Here is a 14,995-nt window from a genome sequence, read left to right on the forward strand (position 1 = left end):
TTAATAGAGATTTAATGCGATTAACTACGATTTAACGTTACCTAGTGATTAGACGGTTGCGCGTTGCGCAACCGTACATCTTAATTGTGAGTGATAAGCCGGAGGCTGATCGCAACAGTACACAGTAAACAGTACACAATGAACAGTGATAACTGATAACTGGTAACTGTTAAACCTTCGTTCTTTCAAAGGTCAAATTATTGAATGAATTCTGATTCCTGAGTTCTTTGTTCTGAGTTCTTTCTTAACAACAATTCTTTTGCCTGCGAGTCTTGACTGATAATTTCGCCTTTGCGGTCAAACAATACAGTACCAACTTTAAGGGCAACATTGGCATATTTTTGCACGTAAGCTTGAGCCTTTTGACTAATTTTTTCAGCCAGTATCCCAAATACAGATTCTGCTAATCCCAGTTCTGTTAATTTTTTGTGTGCTGCATCAGCAGTTTTCGCATCTAAAATTGCCCTGACTACTTGTAGATCACCACCAACAGCAACTACTGCTGCACTCATGATTTCTAATTTGGCATCTGCTAAATGACTAGACGTATTGAAAATACCACCTGCCAGCTTAATCAATTTGCCCTGGTATCCCAACAGCAAAACAGAAGTTGCTTGGTATAGTCCAGCTTCGACAAGCATTGCACCAATCCAGTTGCCTGTTTGCACAATCACCGACTCTGGTATGCCTAAACGTTGTGCAACTTGCATACCATTGCTACCAATACAAAACACTAAATCAGGACAAACTTTGACTTTAGCTTGCAACGACAAACGAAATTCTTCTAAATGATCAGCCGCCGACAAAGGTTGAGAAATTCCACTGGTTCCCAACAAAGCTAGCCCCTCTAAAATACCAAAAGCTTCATTCGAGGTACGTTGTGCCAATTGACGACCTTCAGGAAAAATAATTGATACAGTTACCGTTTGTTCTGGAGGAATGAGTGGTAGTAAATTGGCATCAAACAAGCGCTGGGCATAGCTGTAAATCGCTGGTTCTCCAGAGGCTGTTTTTCCCAAACCCTCTCCTGCTTCTAAAATGAGGACTTGAGATTGCCTCTCGGACAACTTCACCCAAGCCCAAATCGGCATGTTTCTTGTTAAATCTAAGTTATCACCTGGATCACTCAGTGTTACTGCCAAGGCACTTTGAGAGTCTAAAGCTGCTACCTGACTAATCGGAATCTCTGCTGTTTCAGAAAGAAGGTCAATTTCAACCAAGAGTTGAGAGTCTATTTTTTCACGCAGATGCATCAGAGCAGCTTTAGCAGCCGCTACTGCAAACACTGGCAGTGTATAACCTGTACGAGCCATATGGCTATTATAAGTGAGTTTTTAGAAACATCTTTGCTTCTACTATAGGGGACAATTGCGGATGTGGAATATCGCGAGGGCAAATTCAAGCAAGCATTGATATCTTGCCTTTTCTTCACTATTCTATCAAAATAAAAATAATATATTTTTAAGTTTTTCAAAGTACAAGATTACACAATCTTATTATTTTTATTGGTATTTTCTGCTAGAACTTACCCTGAAATTTGATATTCTGGTAGTCCTTTGAGACTTTATATTTGTTTTCTGTAGATTTATTATCTTCTCATTGTCAAAATTCAGCAAATGTACCGTTTTTGACACGAGCACTCTCACTTTATTCTAAGTATTTAAGGAAGAAAAATACGATCTATGAAAGCGGTATTTGTGACTTCGTTAGCCCGAAGATATAAGATTTTAAGGAAGAACAATGCCAAAAAATGAGCGGGAAAAAATACGCCACCTTTTGGTTATAAAAGACCTTCAAGGGCAGCGAACTATCCCCCTTCAAGAGGTAAGTTATTCTCTTGGGCGGGATTTGAGAAATGCTATTGTTCTGTGTTCTCGATCAGTTTCTAGGCAACACGCAATTCTATTGCGAGTTACTGTTCCAGAGACAAAGCAATACACATTTCGGATGATTGATGGTAGTTTTAAGGGTAAAAGAAGTACAAATGGCTTATTCGTCAACGGTGCAAAATGCTTTTCTCATGACTTGATGCATGGAGACATTATAGAGTTCGGGAGCAATCAAGTTAGAGGCGAGTACTATACTATTGCTAATATATCAGAACGAGTGTTTTCTGAATCTTACGAAGTTGAAGATATATCTAAGTTAATATTCGCGATCTGCGGGCAGCGCAGCAGCGTTTGCGCAGCGCCCCCAAAGGGGCTAGCGATCGCCCGTACAGCCCCAAGAGGTTTCCAAAAGGGAAACCCCTTACCCGTCTCTGAAACAGACGAGGCAAGCGTTCCTTCAGAACAGTTGGAGGCTAGGACCTCAGAAGCGAACGCCAATCCAACTCATCCTTCACAAACCCTCATATTTCCTCATAATCCTGCCCTCAAAGGAGCGAGTGAAGTTACCTTAGCGCGTCTAGCATCATTCCCTGAACTCATTCCTAATCCAATCATTGAGATTGATTTGCAGGGAAGCTTAACTTATCTCAATCCTGCTGCTGCCCTCAAATTTCCCAATCTTAGAGAAACTGGTCACCAGCACCCCATCTTAGCAGGATTGCTGAGTGCAGTTGAAAATGATCAAGAAAATTCTTTTGTTCGGGAAGTAGAAGTTGATGGAGAAGTGTTTGAACAATCCATTCACTACCTTGCTGAAAGTGATTTAATCAGGACTTTCATTGTTAGAGAGATGACACAACAAAAGCAAGTTGAAGCAGAACTTTGTCAACGAGATTGCTTACTGCAAGCAGTTGCTGAAGCAACAAATTATTTGCTGGCAGAATTGAACTACGAAAAAGCTATTGATAAGGCTCTTGCTGTGCTGGGCAAAGCTGCCCAAGCACATCGTGTCTACCTCTTCGAGAACAATCTTCATCCTGTAACAAACGAGATGGTTGTAAACTTGAGGTTTGAATGGACGTGTTCTAATCATGAACCTTCTGTGTACCACTGGCAAGATGACTCTGCTCAGGCTTTTGGACTGGTTCGCTGGAAGACTGCACTAGAAAGTGGAAAGTCTGTTAGCGGATTGACGCGAGAATTGCCTACTGCTGAACAAGAACTTCTGATCCGATGCGGTATTCAATCTCTGCTTTTAGTACCTTTGCGGCTGGATGAAAAACTCTGGGGTTACTTGGGCTTGGCTGACTGTAGTTGTGAACGTCGATGGTCAAAGCACGAAGAGTCAACTCTTTTAGCAATGGCAACTAGCATCAGTGGTGCTAAGCAACGTCAGCAGGTAGAAGAAAGAATTTGCTATCAGGCGCTTCATGACTTGCTCACTGAATTACCTAATCGCTTATTATTTAACGAACTACTTTCCAACGCAATACCAAATGCAAAGCGAAATGACGAAAGTTTAGCCGTGATATTTCTCGACTTGGATGAGTTCAAGAGCATTAATGACAGTCTTGGACACACGCAGGGAGACCAATTGTTAAGAAGTGTCGCAAAAAGATTGAGAGATGCCCTCAGAGCAGGGGACACTGTTGCTCGTTGGGGAGGCGATGAATTCACTATCCTGCTGCCTCGCATTCATCAAGTTGAAGAAGTCATCCATGTGGCTCGCAGAATCCTGCAAGCTTTTGAAAATGCTTTTTATCTTGAAGGAAATGAATTTTATGTTACTGCGAGCCTAGGCATTGCTCTTTTCAATGACGACAGTAGTGATGCTGAAACTTTAATCAAATATGCAGATGCTGCTCTATATCAAGCTAAAGATGCTGGTAAGAATAACTATCAGTTCTACAGCGCTTCTTTGAGTGTTAAGACTCCGAAACTCTTGAATATGGAGAAGAGTTTACGCCATGCTTTAGAGCGAGAAGAGTTGGTCTTGTACTACCAACCTCGCGTTAATATTGCGACAGGAAAAATTACTGGTATGGAAGCTCTATTGCGTTGGCAACACCCAGAAATGGGATTAGTGGCTCCCAATGTTTTCATTCCTCTTGCAGAAGAAAGTGGATTAATTATTCCTATTGGAGAGTGGGTTTTGCAGACAGCTTGCAAACAAAATAAAATCTGGCAGCAAGCAGGATTACCTTCTCTAACAATAGCTGTCAATCTCTCTCTCAAACAGTTCCGCCAACCCAAACTGGTAGAGACTGTAGCAATGATTTTAAAGCAGACGGGGCTAGAGCCACGTTTTTTAGAGTTAGAAATTACAGAAACAACCGCTATTGAAGACTTATATTTTACTGAAAGTGTCCTGCAAAAGTTAGAAAATATGGGCGTTCGTCTCTCTATTGACGACTTTGGTACAGGTCATTCTTCGCTATCACGCTTGCAACTATTGCCACTCCATAACTTGAAAATTGATAGGTCGTTTATCCAAAACTTAACAACAGATACTAAAGTTGCTCACATCGTTAAGGCGATCGTTGCTTTGGGGCGCAGCTTAGGATTGAGACTCACTGCTGAAGGGGTAGAAAAAGAAGAAGAGTTAGAGTTTTTAAAATCTATTCACTGTGAGGATGTGCAAGGTTTCTTGTTCTACCGACCTCTTCCTGCCGAAAAAGCGACAGAAATCCTTCTACATGGGAGTACTACATCATAGCGTAAGCAACTCAAAACGTACCTCACGCCAATTGGTAATCATTATATTTGAAAGTGTCAACCCTCATACATTTGTTTATGCTTTGCTAAGAGTTGGAGGTACTTTTCATTTGTCTTTGCTTGTATCCACTTTTCTTTAAAGATTCCTGCTGATTCAGCTTTAACAGGGTCTACTTCATTTGGTAAAATACTCTTTCTGGCTTGTATCTGAGCTTCCTTAGAAGTTTCTTTTTGAGGATTAGTTTTGTACTTTCTACCACTTTTGTGATTAGCGTAGCGGCGTGCTCGTGTGTACCCCATTTGTAAAAACTTGCGCGCCATATCCGCACCAACAAAATCATCCTGTTCCAAATATGTCAAAAATATTTGGTAAATTTTTTCGCTAGACTCTCTCGCAATCTCCGGAGTTTTAAACCGCCAGTAGGGAAGAATTTCTGATTTATATGGTTCTACCAAAAGTACTCCCTGTTCACCCTTACCCACGCGATAGAGTTCAGGATTTTCTCGAAAATTTAGATGATGGAAATCTAAAGAATAATCAAACATACATTCTATAAGAGCAGCAAAAGGGTTTTGACCCAAGACAAACGTTTAATGGTGAGTCAGTACGTTGTTATGATTATGGTCTTAACTTTGTAAAACTTGACACTAAAACAGCGCTAAGATAATTGGTTAGGGTATGAGCATCGACTCCTAACTCTGTCCGCTCTTGTGCTGCTAAAATAGCCGCTTGAGAGTGCCACCAAGCAGCAGTTGCAACAATCTCCTCGACAGCAATCTTTTTAGAAGAAGCTTGCGCCAATAATCCGCCAATCAGCCCAGTTAAGACATCCCCACTACCACCACGCGCCAAAGCTGGGGTACTTTCCGGATTAATCCAGACGGTTCCTTGGGAGTTAGCAATTACAGTCCTTGCGCCTTTCAATAAAACCACTGCACCACTTTGCGCCGCTGCTTCCCGCGTTGCTTTTACCCTATCCTGGTTAGCATCAGGAATGTCAGGAAACAACCGCTTAAATTCACCAGTATGTGGTGTAAGTACTGTGATTGCTTGTCGCACCCCCCTCTTAGCTCCCCCCTTAGCAAGGGGGGAGTTGAGGGGGGTTCCTATCTGAGCCAGAATATTCAAACCGTCGGCATCCAGAACTAAGGGATTAGTGCTATATAATACTTCTTGTAAAATCGGGCTAGCGTCTCGCGTTAAACCGGGACCACAGGCGATCGCACTAAATGAACTCAAATCAGTATTTTCTGGGAGTTGCAGTTGGGCGATCGCCCCAGATTCTGTTTCTGGACAACCAATAATCAGAGCTTCGGGCAACTGTGCTACCATTATTGCTTTGAGAGATTCTGGCACAGCAATTGAGAGCATTCCTACACCACTTGCTCGCCCTCCCAAGCCAGTTAATATTGCTCCTCCCGAATACCGACGCGAACCACAAATTAAGAGTAAATGTCCTTCTTTATATTTATGAGTGACTGGCGGACGAGGTAAAGGCAGAACCGAGAGAGCTGTTGTTTTGGTGATACGTTTAATACTTGGTGAATCGCCTAGTACAGCTTGTATATCAGCCAAGGGAATATCAAAATCTATTAACTCGGCTTTCCCAACATAATTGAGAGCGTGATCTTGCAATAAACCCAGCTTCCACAAACCTAAGCAAAACGTGTAGGTAGCACGTACTGCAGTTCCCAACACTTCACCAGTATCTGTCTGTAACCCAGAAGGTAAATCAATACTAATAATCGGTTTGTTCCATTCATTAAGTTGATTGATAGCAGTCGCTACTGGCTCTGTGAGTGTTCTTTCTAAACCAAATCCAAACAACCCGTCAATCAATAAATCACAATTTTGCAGTGGCTCAATAGAGTCATAACATGGTAAGCTTAGATTCTTAGCATACTGCAAGTGCTGTGAAGTTAATTCCTTAAGTTTAGAGAAAGGGCAATATATCAAGACTTCATAGCCACGAAAGTGCAACTCACGGGCAACAACCAAAGCATCACCACCATTATGACCAGGACCGACGAGAATTCCTATACGGGATAGGGGTGGAGAACTTCCCCTCAGTTCAAGAACTTCTGTGCTCAAGAGCTCTTGAGTTCTCCAACAAAGGGGGTAGATATCCTGAACACGACGAGCAATCAGTCCTGCCACTTTTTCCATCAAAGCCGCTACAGGCATTCCTGCTGCAAAAATACGCTCTTCTATATCGCGCATTTGCTGTGCGGTGACGACGACTTGTGCAATTTGTTCTTGCCTGTCTTGCATCAGTTGTGAGTCCTGAAATGCTGAGTACTGTTTTCCTACTTTATCTTTATCTTGAGAGTGTGGAATGTGAGTTTTAATCTTCATCAAGAGCTGGGAAAGCTTCCTCAAATCCCCATAACTCGTTTTTATTTTTAATGAACCAAATACGAGTTGGTGGAGTTAATTTACTCCAAATTTCTTCAATGGGTACATGGGGAGATGCATAGCGATACTCTTGACCAAGAATTTTCAAATTTTCCGCAACATCATCAGGAATACCGAATTCTTTCCAGTCAATTTCTCTGTGTATTCCAGATACTCCTTTGCCTGGGTCAAAAACGAGCTGTGCAGTTCTAATTAAATCAGCAAAGTGTACTGGCTTGAGGTTATTTATCTCTTGAATTTGGATTGATTCGTGATCTTTTTGAGACATCTGACGATTAGTAATGAAGATAAATTGTTCATTGGACTTACTGCCAGAGATATTCACCTCAATGTCTTTAGTTTAGCGCACAGCGAAGAAAAGGAGTTTACAATCTTTTAAGAACGTAATTGCGTCAGTAGTAATACAGGGTTCCAGTAAGCGCGAGTTGTTTGGATTTTACCAGAATCGTTAATCTCGAAAATTGTTATGCCTTCAAAAGTGACTGACTTGCTATTCTTACTGATTCCCCGCATTGTCCATTTTACTGCTGCCTCATTGCTTGCAACAAAGATGTGGTCTGTGTGTGGTTCGAGTTTCTCAAATGCTGCTTGTAATTGCCCTATAAAATCCCGAAACCCTTCATGGACTTTTGTTGGCGGATGTCCGACTGGATCGTAACTGACAGCATCTTCTGCAAAGTTTTCTACCCAGCCTTCTGGGTTCATCATTGCAATGTTAGCAAAGTAGGAAGTAATAATGGCTTCGATAGTTTTTGAGTTGGTTTCGGACATGGCTTACGATATTTTTTTGAAAGCGTGGGAAGCATGCAAAATCTTCAGTTATCAGTGATGTCAATCAATTAAGAGTGTGATATTTCTTTTCTGACTATTCTGACTATATTAAGAACTGACTGACTTGGTTACTCATTGTCAACCAAAACCGTCACTGCGGCGATCGCGATCAACATTTCGTCATTTTTATCATTGAGTTCTGGCATTGCTTTACCTTGAACGACCATTCCACCAGATTCAACAGTGAGACTTTTGCGACCAAAAGGCAATACAGCTAAAACCTCGTCTTCCCGTACCTGTTCTGGATAAGGGACTGCAACTTGAACTTCAACAATCATCTCATTTGGGTCACTCAAGAGCGCGACTTCCCAAACACCAGGTAAAGCATTATGGGCGATCGCATTTCTTACAGCCCTTGCTGCTGCAACCGTTGGTTCTTGTCCATGCTGATCCACTCCCATCCCCATTTCAATAATTAAGCGTTTGCGCACCACGGTAACCTCTGATTGTAAAGTTTTGTTCTTTAACTCAGCCTACAAGATTTTGGATTTATCTGTTGCAATAGAGACAATAGTATGCTGTGTCTTGACAGCAGGTGGAATCTTGGAAAAAACAGGACTTTTCCAAAGTTAGCACCAAATCAGTTTTCAATACTTGACAATACTGCAACAAGAAGCGATTTCATTGGGTAATCAAGAGTTAGACTGGTAAGTAGTCACTTATCGGTACTATCTCAAATCACAGAACTGTCTTTCCTGCTTTCATAGAACAAAAGCTTCCTTTTTTTAGCAGAAATAGGCGGCGAAGCTTCACAAGTTATATTAGACAGGAAACCAGCAAATCCATGCTGAGTCTTGTAGACAAATGGTTAAATTTATGTGTTTAGAGTATTCTAATCTTACTTATTAGGAGTAATTTTCTCTATTTCAATCATAATAGAGATTTATAAGTGATATTTCCACCCAAATTAGCCAAAACCGGATAGGCATTAGGCAAATCATACCATGTCCCATGATTCTTTGTACCATATCCGAACAAGAACTATCATAACTTCTATTTGTGAACGACCCATTCATCTAATACCATTCATTACCTATTCACCCAATGGTATTGGTAGGGTTCACAGAGTTTTGCCTGTTTTGTTAGCAAAAGTGGAGTCACTACCAGATGGCTTAGAAGCTATTATTGCGACTAGCGACTTACAAGGAGTTGACCCGCGCAATCACCGTCTGCTTGGTCATCTTGTTTGTGAAGAACTAGCAAATTTAGCCAAATCAGGAAAGATTCCATCTCCACAAACAACAGGTGTCATTTTAGCAGGAGACCTGTACGCAAAGCTAGATAAGCGTGGTGGAGTAGGAGATGTGCGTGAAGTTTGGCAAGCTTTCAGTAGCCGTTTTCGGTGGGTTACTGGGGTAGGTGGAAATCACGACAGTATTGGCAAAACTCCACAGGAAATCCAAGCATTTCAAAATAGACAAGGCATACATTATTTAGATGGCAATCTCACTTGTCTTGATGGAATTCACATTGCTGGAATTTCAGGAATTATTGGTAAAAAAACTAAGCCTTTTCGTCGTCCTGAAGAAGATTTTAGAGAACTGATACAGGAACTTCTCAACGAGTCACCAGACATTTTAATTTTACATGAAGGTCCCAACGATGCAGAAGCCAGATTAACGGGGAATGAGTCAATTCGTGCTGAATTAACAAAAGGGAGTAATTTATTAGTCATCTGCGGTCATTCACACTGGAGAGTACCAATGACAACGATGCCTGAAGAGGTACAAGTGCTGAATGTAGACACTCGAGTTGTTGTCATAACAAAGATGAAGTCTTAGAGCTTGCCCTTAGTATACATCTGAACCAATAACTCGCAACTTGAGGTCTGTATGAAACGTCTTCTTATTCTTGGCGGAACAGGTGATGCAGCAGAATTGGCCGCGAAAGCCTCGGCTATCCCAGAGGTAGAAGTTATCACATCTTTTGCTGGTCGTACCAGTCAACCACAAGCCCCAGCAGGAATACTACGTATTGGCGGTTTCGGTGGTGAAACTGGGCTGGTAAGATACTTAATTGAAGCAAAAATAGACATACTCATTGATGCAACTCATCCCTTTGCCACGCAGATATCTTTTCACGCCGCTGCAGCCTCAGCGACTTGCAAAATACCGCATTTAATGCTTATCCGTCCGGCTTGGGAACGCCTTCCTGATGACGAGTGGGTTGAAGTTGAGAGTGTGGAAGCCGCCGCTGTTGTATTACCTGAATTTGGCAAACGAGTTTTCCTGACTATCGGTAGGCAGCAACTTGCACCCTTTGCTAGCTTGGAGGATATTTGGTTTTTGATGCGACTGATCGAGCTTCCTGCCTCAGATGCATTGGTACCATCAGGAGTGATATTGTGCGATCGCGGTCCCTTTGCCCTAAAAAATGAGCGAAAACTTTTGATTGAGCATCAAATTGATACAATCGTGAGTAAGAATAGTGGCGGTGATGCTACCTATGCCAAGATGATCGCAGCGCGGGAACTTGAGGTGAAGGTGATAATGGTAAAGCGTCCAGCGACTCCAGTAGGAGAACAAGTCAGCGATGTTGAGAGTGCTGTAGCGTGGTTGATCAATCAATTATTGTGAATTTGAGAAATTGTTTCTTATCAAAGTCATGCGGGAGGGTATAAAAACCCTCACTTTTAATACGCTTGGTGATAAGCACCCGGACCGCAAACCCGGTTTCTAAAAGAAACCGGGTTTCTAAGCACCGAACTACCCTTAACCGAACCGTATTGCCCTCACTTCTTTAAACTCTCACTTTCTCACTCACCCTCCTACCTGCTCACTGTATTCATTCGCACTCAAGGCATCATCAATTTCACCTGGTTGATTGACGCGTACTTTCAGTAACCACCCTTCCCCATAAGGGTCTTCTGCCAATTGTTCTGGTGATTCTATCAAAGCTTCGTTGCGTTCTATGACTGTACCAGTGACTGGGGAATTCAGGTTTTCCACAGCTTTCACCGATTCAATTGTGCCAAAAGTTTCTTCTTTAGAGACAGCATCACCAATTTCTGGAAGTTCCAAAAACACAATGTCGCCTAGTTGATCTACGGCAAACTCAGTAATGCCAATGGTAGCAATTTCACCTTCGAGACGCACGTATTCATGAGTATCTAGGTATTTCAAATCTTCAGGATATTCAAAGGGCATATCACTTCCTCGTCCACATCAAAACAATTACCACTACGATAGCGATTTACAGCTATAGTACCCATGACAAAACAATTCAAAATTCAAAATTCAAAATTCAAAAATTAAGAAACAATTTTGAATTTAAAAACTTTGGGTACAAGCCCCACTAGTTGTCTTCATTTTGAATTTATAATGCGTGTTAGCGCAGCGGGACGCAGCTGCGCCTGCGCCGCGCAGCCTCCGGTCCATTTTGAATTAAGCGTTTGCGTAGCGCCCCAAAGGGGCTAGGGGTTAACTCAGCACTTACTGAGTAACACGATTTTTTGAGCGATAAAATGGACGTTTTACCACAACCGCTGGGTAAGCTTTGCCACGAATTTCCACTTCTAGCTGCTGACTAACAGTCGCTAGTTCTGTTGGAACATAGGCTAAGGCTATAGGATAACCAAGCGTTGGTGATAATGTACCACTAGTCACCTCTCCAACAACGGCACCTGTTGAGAGTACTTGGTAGCCATGACGGGCAATATTACGTCCTTGCATTTGTAAACCTACCAGTCGTCGTTCAACTCCAGCAGCTTTCTGCTGTTCCAGAACTGATCGACCAATAAAGTCTCCTTTGCTATCAAGATGAACTAGCCAGCCTAAACCAGCTTCTAATGGAGTCGTCGTGTCGTCAATATCTTGCCCGTAAAGTGCCATTGCTGCTTCTAGTCGGAGGGTGTCTCTCGCACCTAGTCCGCAGGGAATGACACCAGCATTCAGCAGACTTCTCCATAATTCTACCCCGGCATCTAAATCTATCATCACCTCAAAGCCATCTTCCCCGGTGTAACCTGTGCGGGCAAGAAATGCTGGTTTACCCAGTACTGTCCCCTCCAAATGCCCAAATGCTTTAACAGATGTTAAATCTTCTTGCACCAAAGTCTGAAGAATGGTAATTGCTTTTGGTCCTTGCACAGCAATTAAGACTTTTTTAGGTGAAAGGTCTTGAAACTGTATCTCATTTTGGTCAAGATGTTGCAACAGCCATGCTTTATCCTTGTGAGTCGTAGCCGCATTGACAATCATCACTCCTCGTTGTTCACCAGCGGCGTTTTCGCCTTGGTAGTAAAAGATGATGTCGTCAATGATACCACCCTGAGGATTGAGTAAAACAGTGTATTGAGCTTGACCAGCCTGCAAGCGGCTGAAGTCTGAAGGCACTAAAAGCTGCAGTTGAGAAATCAGGTTTTTCCCTTGCAGAGTAAATTTACCCATGTGGGAAATATCGAACATCCCTGCTGCATTTCTGACAGCTTCGTGTTCCTTGCTAATGCCAACAAATTGCACGGGCATTTCCCAACCGCCAAAATTGGTGAGTCGTGCTTTGAGTTCTTGTGCAAGTTCAAATAAAGGCGATCGCCCTAAGGATAAGATGACTTCTTCTTGATTAGCCACAGGTCTATTTGTTCAGATACATTTGTTTGTAGTATTTCACTTTTGGTATCTATTGTGTACTTCAACCTCATTGGATTTATCGGTGTCACCACCAAACCGCTTTCTCAAAATTTGTTAATTCAAAACCCTTAGCAGCCAGCATTTCACCCACTCGCCCACTCAATAAAGCAGCGAGTTCAGCTTCACCTGCCCCTGGTGGACCATTTAGCGATTCGCCAGATCTTACCACAGCTGGATGACAATAAATCTCCACTAAGTTTGCTTCAATTTGAGGTATGAGACCTAGCAAGTATTCCTCAGTTATACAACCAGTTTGGAGCAATCCGTAAACACGCTCAGCAAAGCCAATGCCCTTTGATTTGAGCAAGCCCTCGCCGTAGCGTCGCAGTCTACCAAAGACACCCGCCCAAACCAGTTTAGTTAGCAAGTTCCGACGATCAAGTCGCAAGTTCATTCCCAGTTCCTCATGAGGAAGACGAATAACTCGAATGCCGAACTCATCGGCTAAATCAACTAGGATACGCAATACTACTGGATGGACGTGCATATGCAAATGCCCATCTACATGGGAAAGACGCAACCCAGAAGAACGAAATTTTTCTAATTGAGCGCGGATTTCTCGCCGCAATTCTTCGTGAGTTGCTCGAATAAATTGATAGCGTAACCCGCTTCTTTCCGGACCGTATGGAAAGTTACCTTTTGAGTCAACTAACTGAGGAATTTCCGAGGGTGGTAGCGCAGCTCGACCGCATACCAGAACCAAATGCAAACCAACTGCTAGGGTGGGGTGAGCGTGTGCCAAATCAACCGCTTCATCAAATGCCTCACCTGTAACCATTAAGCTGGTACTTGTCAGTACTCCTTCTTTGTGTGCTTTGAGAATTGCTTGATTGACGCCATGTGAAAAACCGAAGTCATCACCATTGATAATGGCGCATTTGTGAGCCTGCATAATTTAATGAACCGCGTTGCAAGAGCGTATCTGTTAGCGTAGCGTGCCCGCAGGACATAGAACATAGACGCATTAGCGTAGCGTGCCCGCAGGGCATAGGACACGAAGGTAAGAAAAGGAAGGAACACAAGAGTTTGTTCACAAATTATTTAGGAACGCTATAGCCACTCACAACTGCTTGCTCTTTAGCAGCCGCTTGTGTATGACGCTCTTTAAGATAAGAGAAAAACTCGCGTCCTTCACGCAATCGACGCACCAGCATTTGGGGATTAGTTAGCATTTCACCAACAATCGGGATGATGGCTTTTGGTCGAAAGTAGAAGCGACGGTACATCTGCTCGACTGCATCCTCAATCTGAGCACTGGTGAGGTTGGGATACTGTAGTGTAGACATTTGAATCCCGGATGAAGCAACTAAAGAATTATCGCTAAACCAACCATTAGTCTCAGCTTGTCGATAAAGTTCGGTTCCTGGATAAGGGGCGGCGATGGAAACTTGGATGGTATGGGGACTCACATCGCAAGCAAAGCGAATTGTTTGTTCAATTGTCTGTTGAGTTTCGTTTGGCAAGCCAATGATGAATGTGCCGTGTACAGTAATGCCGAGTTTGTGGCAGTTTTCCATAAACTTCTGTGCCACCTCTAATTTAATGCCTTTTTTTATCCCATCTAAAATTTGCTGGTTGCCTGATTCAAATCCTACTAGCAAGAGGCGTAAGCCGTTATCACGCAGTTGCTTGAGAGTATCGTAGTCTAGGTTAGCGCGGGCGTTGCAGCTCCAAGTCAGCTTGAGTCGTTTCATGTGTTCGCTGATGGCGATCGCCCGCTGTTTGTCAATAGTAAAAGTATCATCATCAAACATATATTCCTGCACCTTGTCACCAAAGATGGCTTTGGCTTCTTCCATATCTCGCCCAACTGCTTCCGGACTTTTGGTACGATACTGGTGACCACCAATTGTTTGAGGCCATAAGCAGAAAGTGCATTTCGCAGGACAGCCACGACCTGTGTAAAATGACACGTAAGGATGCAGTAAATATCCTATAAAATATTTCGTAATATCCAAATCACGTCCGTAAACTGGTAGTACGCTGGGCATCGCATCCCAATCGTGGATCAAATCACGTTCTGCATTGTGGTGTAAGTTACCATCTTTATCTCGGTAGCTAAGACCTTTAATCTGATCCCAAGGTTTGCCTTGTGCCAATTCCTGACAGGTGTAGTCAAATTCGTTGCGACACACAAAGTCTATGACTGAGTTCTCGCGCAGTGTTTCTTCTGGTAAGACAGCGACATGTGCCCCAACAAAACCAATCTGTACATGAGGGTTTTGTTCTTTGATCGCAACTGCACACGTGACATCATTTGCCAGTGAGGGTGTGCTGGTGTGCATGATAATCAGTTCGTAATCTTTAGCTATTTTCAGCACATCTTCCACAGTTTGACCATGTGGAGGAGCATCGATAAGCTTGCTTCCAGGGACGAGTGCGGCGGGCTGTGCTAGCCATGTGGGGTACCAGAAGGAGGTAATTTCACGCTTGGCTTGATATCGAGAACCGGCACCACCGTCAAATCCATCAAAGGAAGGAGGATTAAGAAAAAGGGTTTTTTTCACTGGAAATTTCTCCTTTTGTTCAGTAAAGCAACACAAGACATCGCAAGGTTTTATATCGTTTGTCGTAAC

General features: G+C 42.8%; 13 protein-coding genes. 3 read left to right on the top strand and 10 right to left on the bottom strand.

Annotated elements, in window-relative coordinates; translation table 11 throughout:
• Nucleotides 1-197 precede the first annotated feature (197 nt).
• Nucleotides 198-1,313: a cobalt-precorrin-5B (C(1))-methyltransferase CbiD gene (gene cbiD, locus DP117_RS05480; RefSeq protein ID WP_169217324.1), complete on the bottom strand. Its 1,116-nt coding sequence runs from the start codon at nt 1,311-1,313 to the stop codon at nt 198-200.
• 427 nt (nt 1,314-1,740) lie between these two features.
• Between cbiD and DP117_RS05490 the strand changes: the two genes are divergently transcribed.
• Nucleotides 1,741-4,545, top strand: a complete 2,805-nt coding sequence (locus DP117_RS05490; protein ID WP_248277538.1) for an EAL domain-containing protein — start codon at nt 1,741-1,743, stop codon at nt 4,543-4,545.
• Nucleotides 4,546-4,601: 56 nt separating this feature from the next.
• On the opposite strand, the gene DP117_RS05495 is transcribed toward DP117_RS05490, so the two are convergent.
• The 5 genes from DP117_RS05495 to DP117_RS05515 all read right to left on the bottom strand — a co-directional run bounded on the left by DP117_RS05495 (nt 4,602) and on the right by DP117_RS05515 (nt 8,225).
• A complete protein-coding gene (locus tag DP117_RS05495) occupies nt 4,602-5,090 on the bottom strand; it encodes a DUF4385 domain-containing protein (protein ID WP_169217325.1) in 489 nt (162 codons plus the stop codon).
• Between the two features lie 73 nt (nt 5,091-5,163).
• The gene (locus DP117_RS05500) at nt 5,164-6,816 is read right to left on the bottom strand and encodes an NAD(P)H-hydrate dehydratase (protein ID WP_169217388.1); all 1,653 of its coding nucleotides are present in this window, start codon (nt 6,814-6,816) and stop codon (nt 5,164-5,166) included.
• A 73-nt stretch (nt 6,817-6,889) separates the two neighbouring features.
• Complete coding sequence (locus DP117_RS05505) at nt 6,890-7,228, bottom strand: hypothetical protein (protein ID WP_169217389.1); 339 nt, start codon at nt 7,226-7,228, stop codon at nt 6,890-6,892.
• A 107-nt stretch (nt 7,229-7,335) separates the two neighbouring features.
• The gene (locus DP117_RS05510) at nt 7,336-7,731 is read right to left on the bottom strand and encodes a nuclear transport factor 2 family protein (protein ID WP_169217326.1); all 396 of its coding nucleotides are present in this window, start codon (nt 7,729-7,731) and stop codon (nt 7,336-7,338) included.
• 128 nt (nt 7,732-7,859) lie between these two features.
• A complete protein-coding gene (locus DP117_RS05515) occupies nt 7,860-8,225 on the bottom strand; it encodes a Lin0512 family protein (RefSeq protein WP_169217327.1) in 366 nt (121 codons plus the stop codon).
• 510 nt (nt 8,226-8,735) lie between these two features.
• On the opposite strand from DP117_RS05515, the gene DP117_RS05520 reads away from it, so the two are divergent.
• Nucleotides 8,736-9,572, top strand: a complete 837-nt coding sequence (locus DP117_RS05520; RefSeq protein ID WP_169217328.1) for a metallophosphoesterase — start codon at nt 8,736-8,738, stop codon at nt 9,570-9,572.
• A 51-nt stretch (nt 9,573-9,623) separates the two neighbouring features.
• A complete protein-coding gene (locus tag DP117_RS05525; protein ID WP_169217329.1) occupies nt 9,624-10,367 on the top strand; it encodes a cobalt-precorrin-6A reductase in 744 nt (247 codons plus the stop codon).
• Nucleotides 10,368-10,550: 183 nt separating this feature from the next.
• On the opposite strand, the gene gcvH is transcribed toward DP117_RS05525, so the two are convergent.
• The 4 genes from gcvH to hpnJ all read right to left on the bottom strand — a co-directional run bounded on the left by gcvH (nt 10,551) and on the right by hpnJ (nt 14,926).
• A complete protein-coding gene (gene gcvH, locus DP117_RS05530) occupies nt 10,551-10,937 on the bottom strand; it encodes a glycine cleavage system protein GcvH (protein WP_169217330.1) in 387 nt (128 codons plus the stop codon).
• 285 nt (nt 10,938-11,222) lie between these two features.
• Nucleotides 11,223-12,359, bottom strand: a complete 1,137-nt coding sequence (gene gcvT / locus DP117_RS05535) for a glycine cleavage system aminomethyltransferase GcvT (RefSeq protein WP_169217331.1) — start codon at nt 12,357-12,359, stop codon at nt 11,223-11,225.
• A gap of 85 nt (nt 12,360-12,444) precedes the next feature.
• Nucleotides 12,445-13,311, bottom strand: coding sequence for a hopanoid biosynthesis-associated protein HpnK (gene hpnK / locus DP117_RS05540; RefSeq protein ID WP_169217332.1), 867 nt, complete (start codon nt 13,309-13,311; stop codon nt 12,445-12,447).
• A gap of 145 nt (nt 13,312-13,456) precedes the next feature.
• Nucleotides 13,457-14,926: a hopanoid biosynthesis associated radical SAM protein HpnJ gene (hpnJ, locus tag DP117_RS05545; protein ID WP_169217333.1), complete on the bottom strand. Its 1,470-nt coding sequence runs from the start codon at nt 14,924-14,926 to the stop codon at nt 13,457-13,459.
• Between the last annotated feature and the right edge of the window lie 69 nt (nt 14,927-14,995).

Source organism: Brasilonema sp. UFV-L1 (assembly GCF_012912105.1).
Taxonomy (GTDB): domain Bacteria; phylum Cyanobacteriota; class Cyanobacteriia; order Cyanobacteriales; family Nostocaceae; genus Brasilonema.

Coding starts and splice junctions, on each gene's coding strand:
- cbiD (WP_169217324.1), bottom strand. CDS start 1,313: ATGGCTCGTACAGGTTATACACTGCCAGTGTTTGCAGTAGCGGCTGCT.
- DP117_RS05490 (WP_248277538.1), top strand. CDS start 1,741: ATGCCAAAAAATGAGCGGGAAAAAATACGCCACCTTTTGGTTATAAAA.
- DP117_RS05495 (WP_169217325.1), bottom strand. CDS start 5,090: ATGTTTGATTATTCTTTAGATTTCCATCATCTAAATTTTCGAGAAAAT.
- DP117_RS05500 (WP_169217388.1), bottom strand. CDS start 6,816: ATGCAAGACAGGCAAGAACAAATTGCACAAGTCGTCGTCACCGCACAG.
- DP117_RS05505 (WP_169217389.1), bottom strand. CDS start 7,228: ATGTCTCAAAAAGATCACGAATCAATCCAAATTCAAGAGATAAATAAC.
- DP117_RS05510 (WP_169217326.1), bottom strand. CDS start 7,731: ATGTCCGAAACCAACTCAAAAACTATCGAAGCCATTATTACTTCCTAC.
- DP117_RS05520 (WP_169217328.1), top strand. CDS start 8,736: ATGTCCCATGATTCTTTGTACCATATCCGAACAAGAACTATCATAACT.
- DP117_RS05525 (WP_169217329.1), top strand. CDS start 9,624: ATGAAACGTCTTCTTATTCTTGGCGGAACAGGTGATGCAGCAGAATTG.
- gcvH (WP_169217330.1), bottom strand. CDS start 10,937: ATGCCCTTTGAATATCCTGAAGATTTGAAATACCTAGATACTCATGAA.
- hpnK (WP_169217332.1), bottom strand. CDS start 13,311: ATGCAGGCTCACAAATGCGCCATTATCAATGGTGATGACTTCGGTTTT.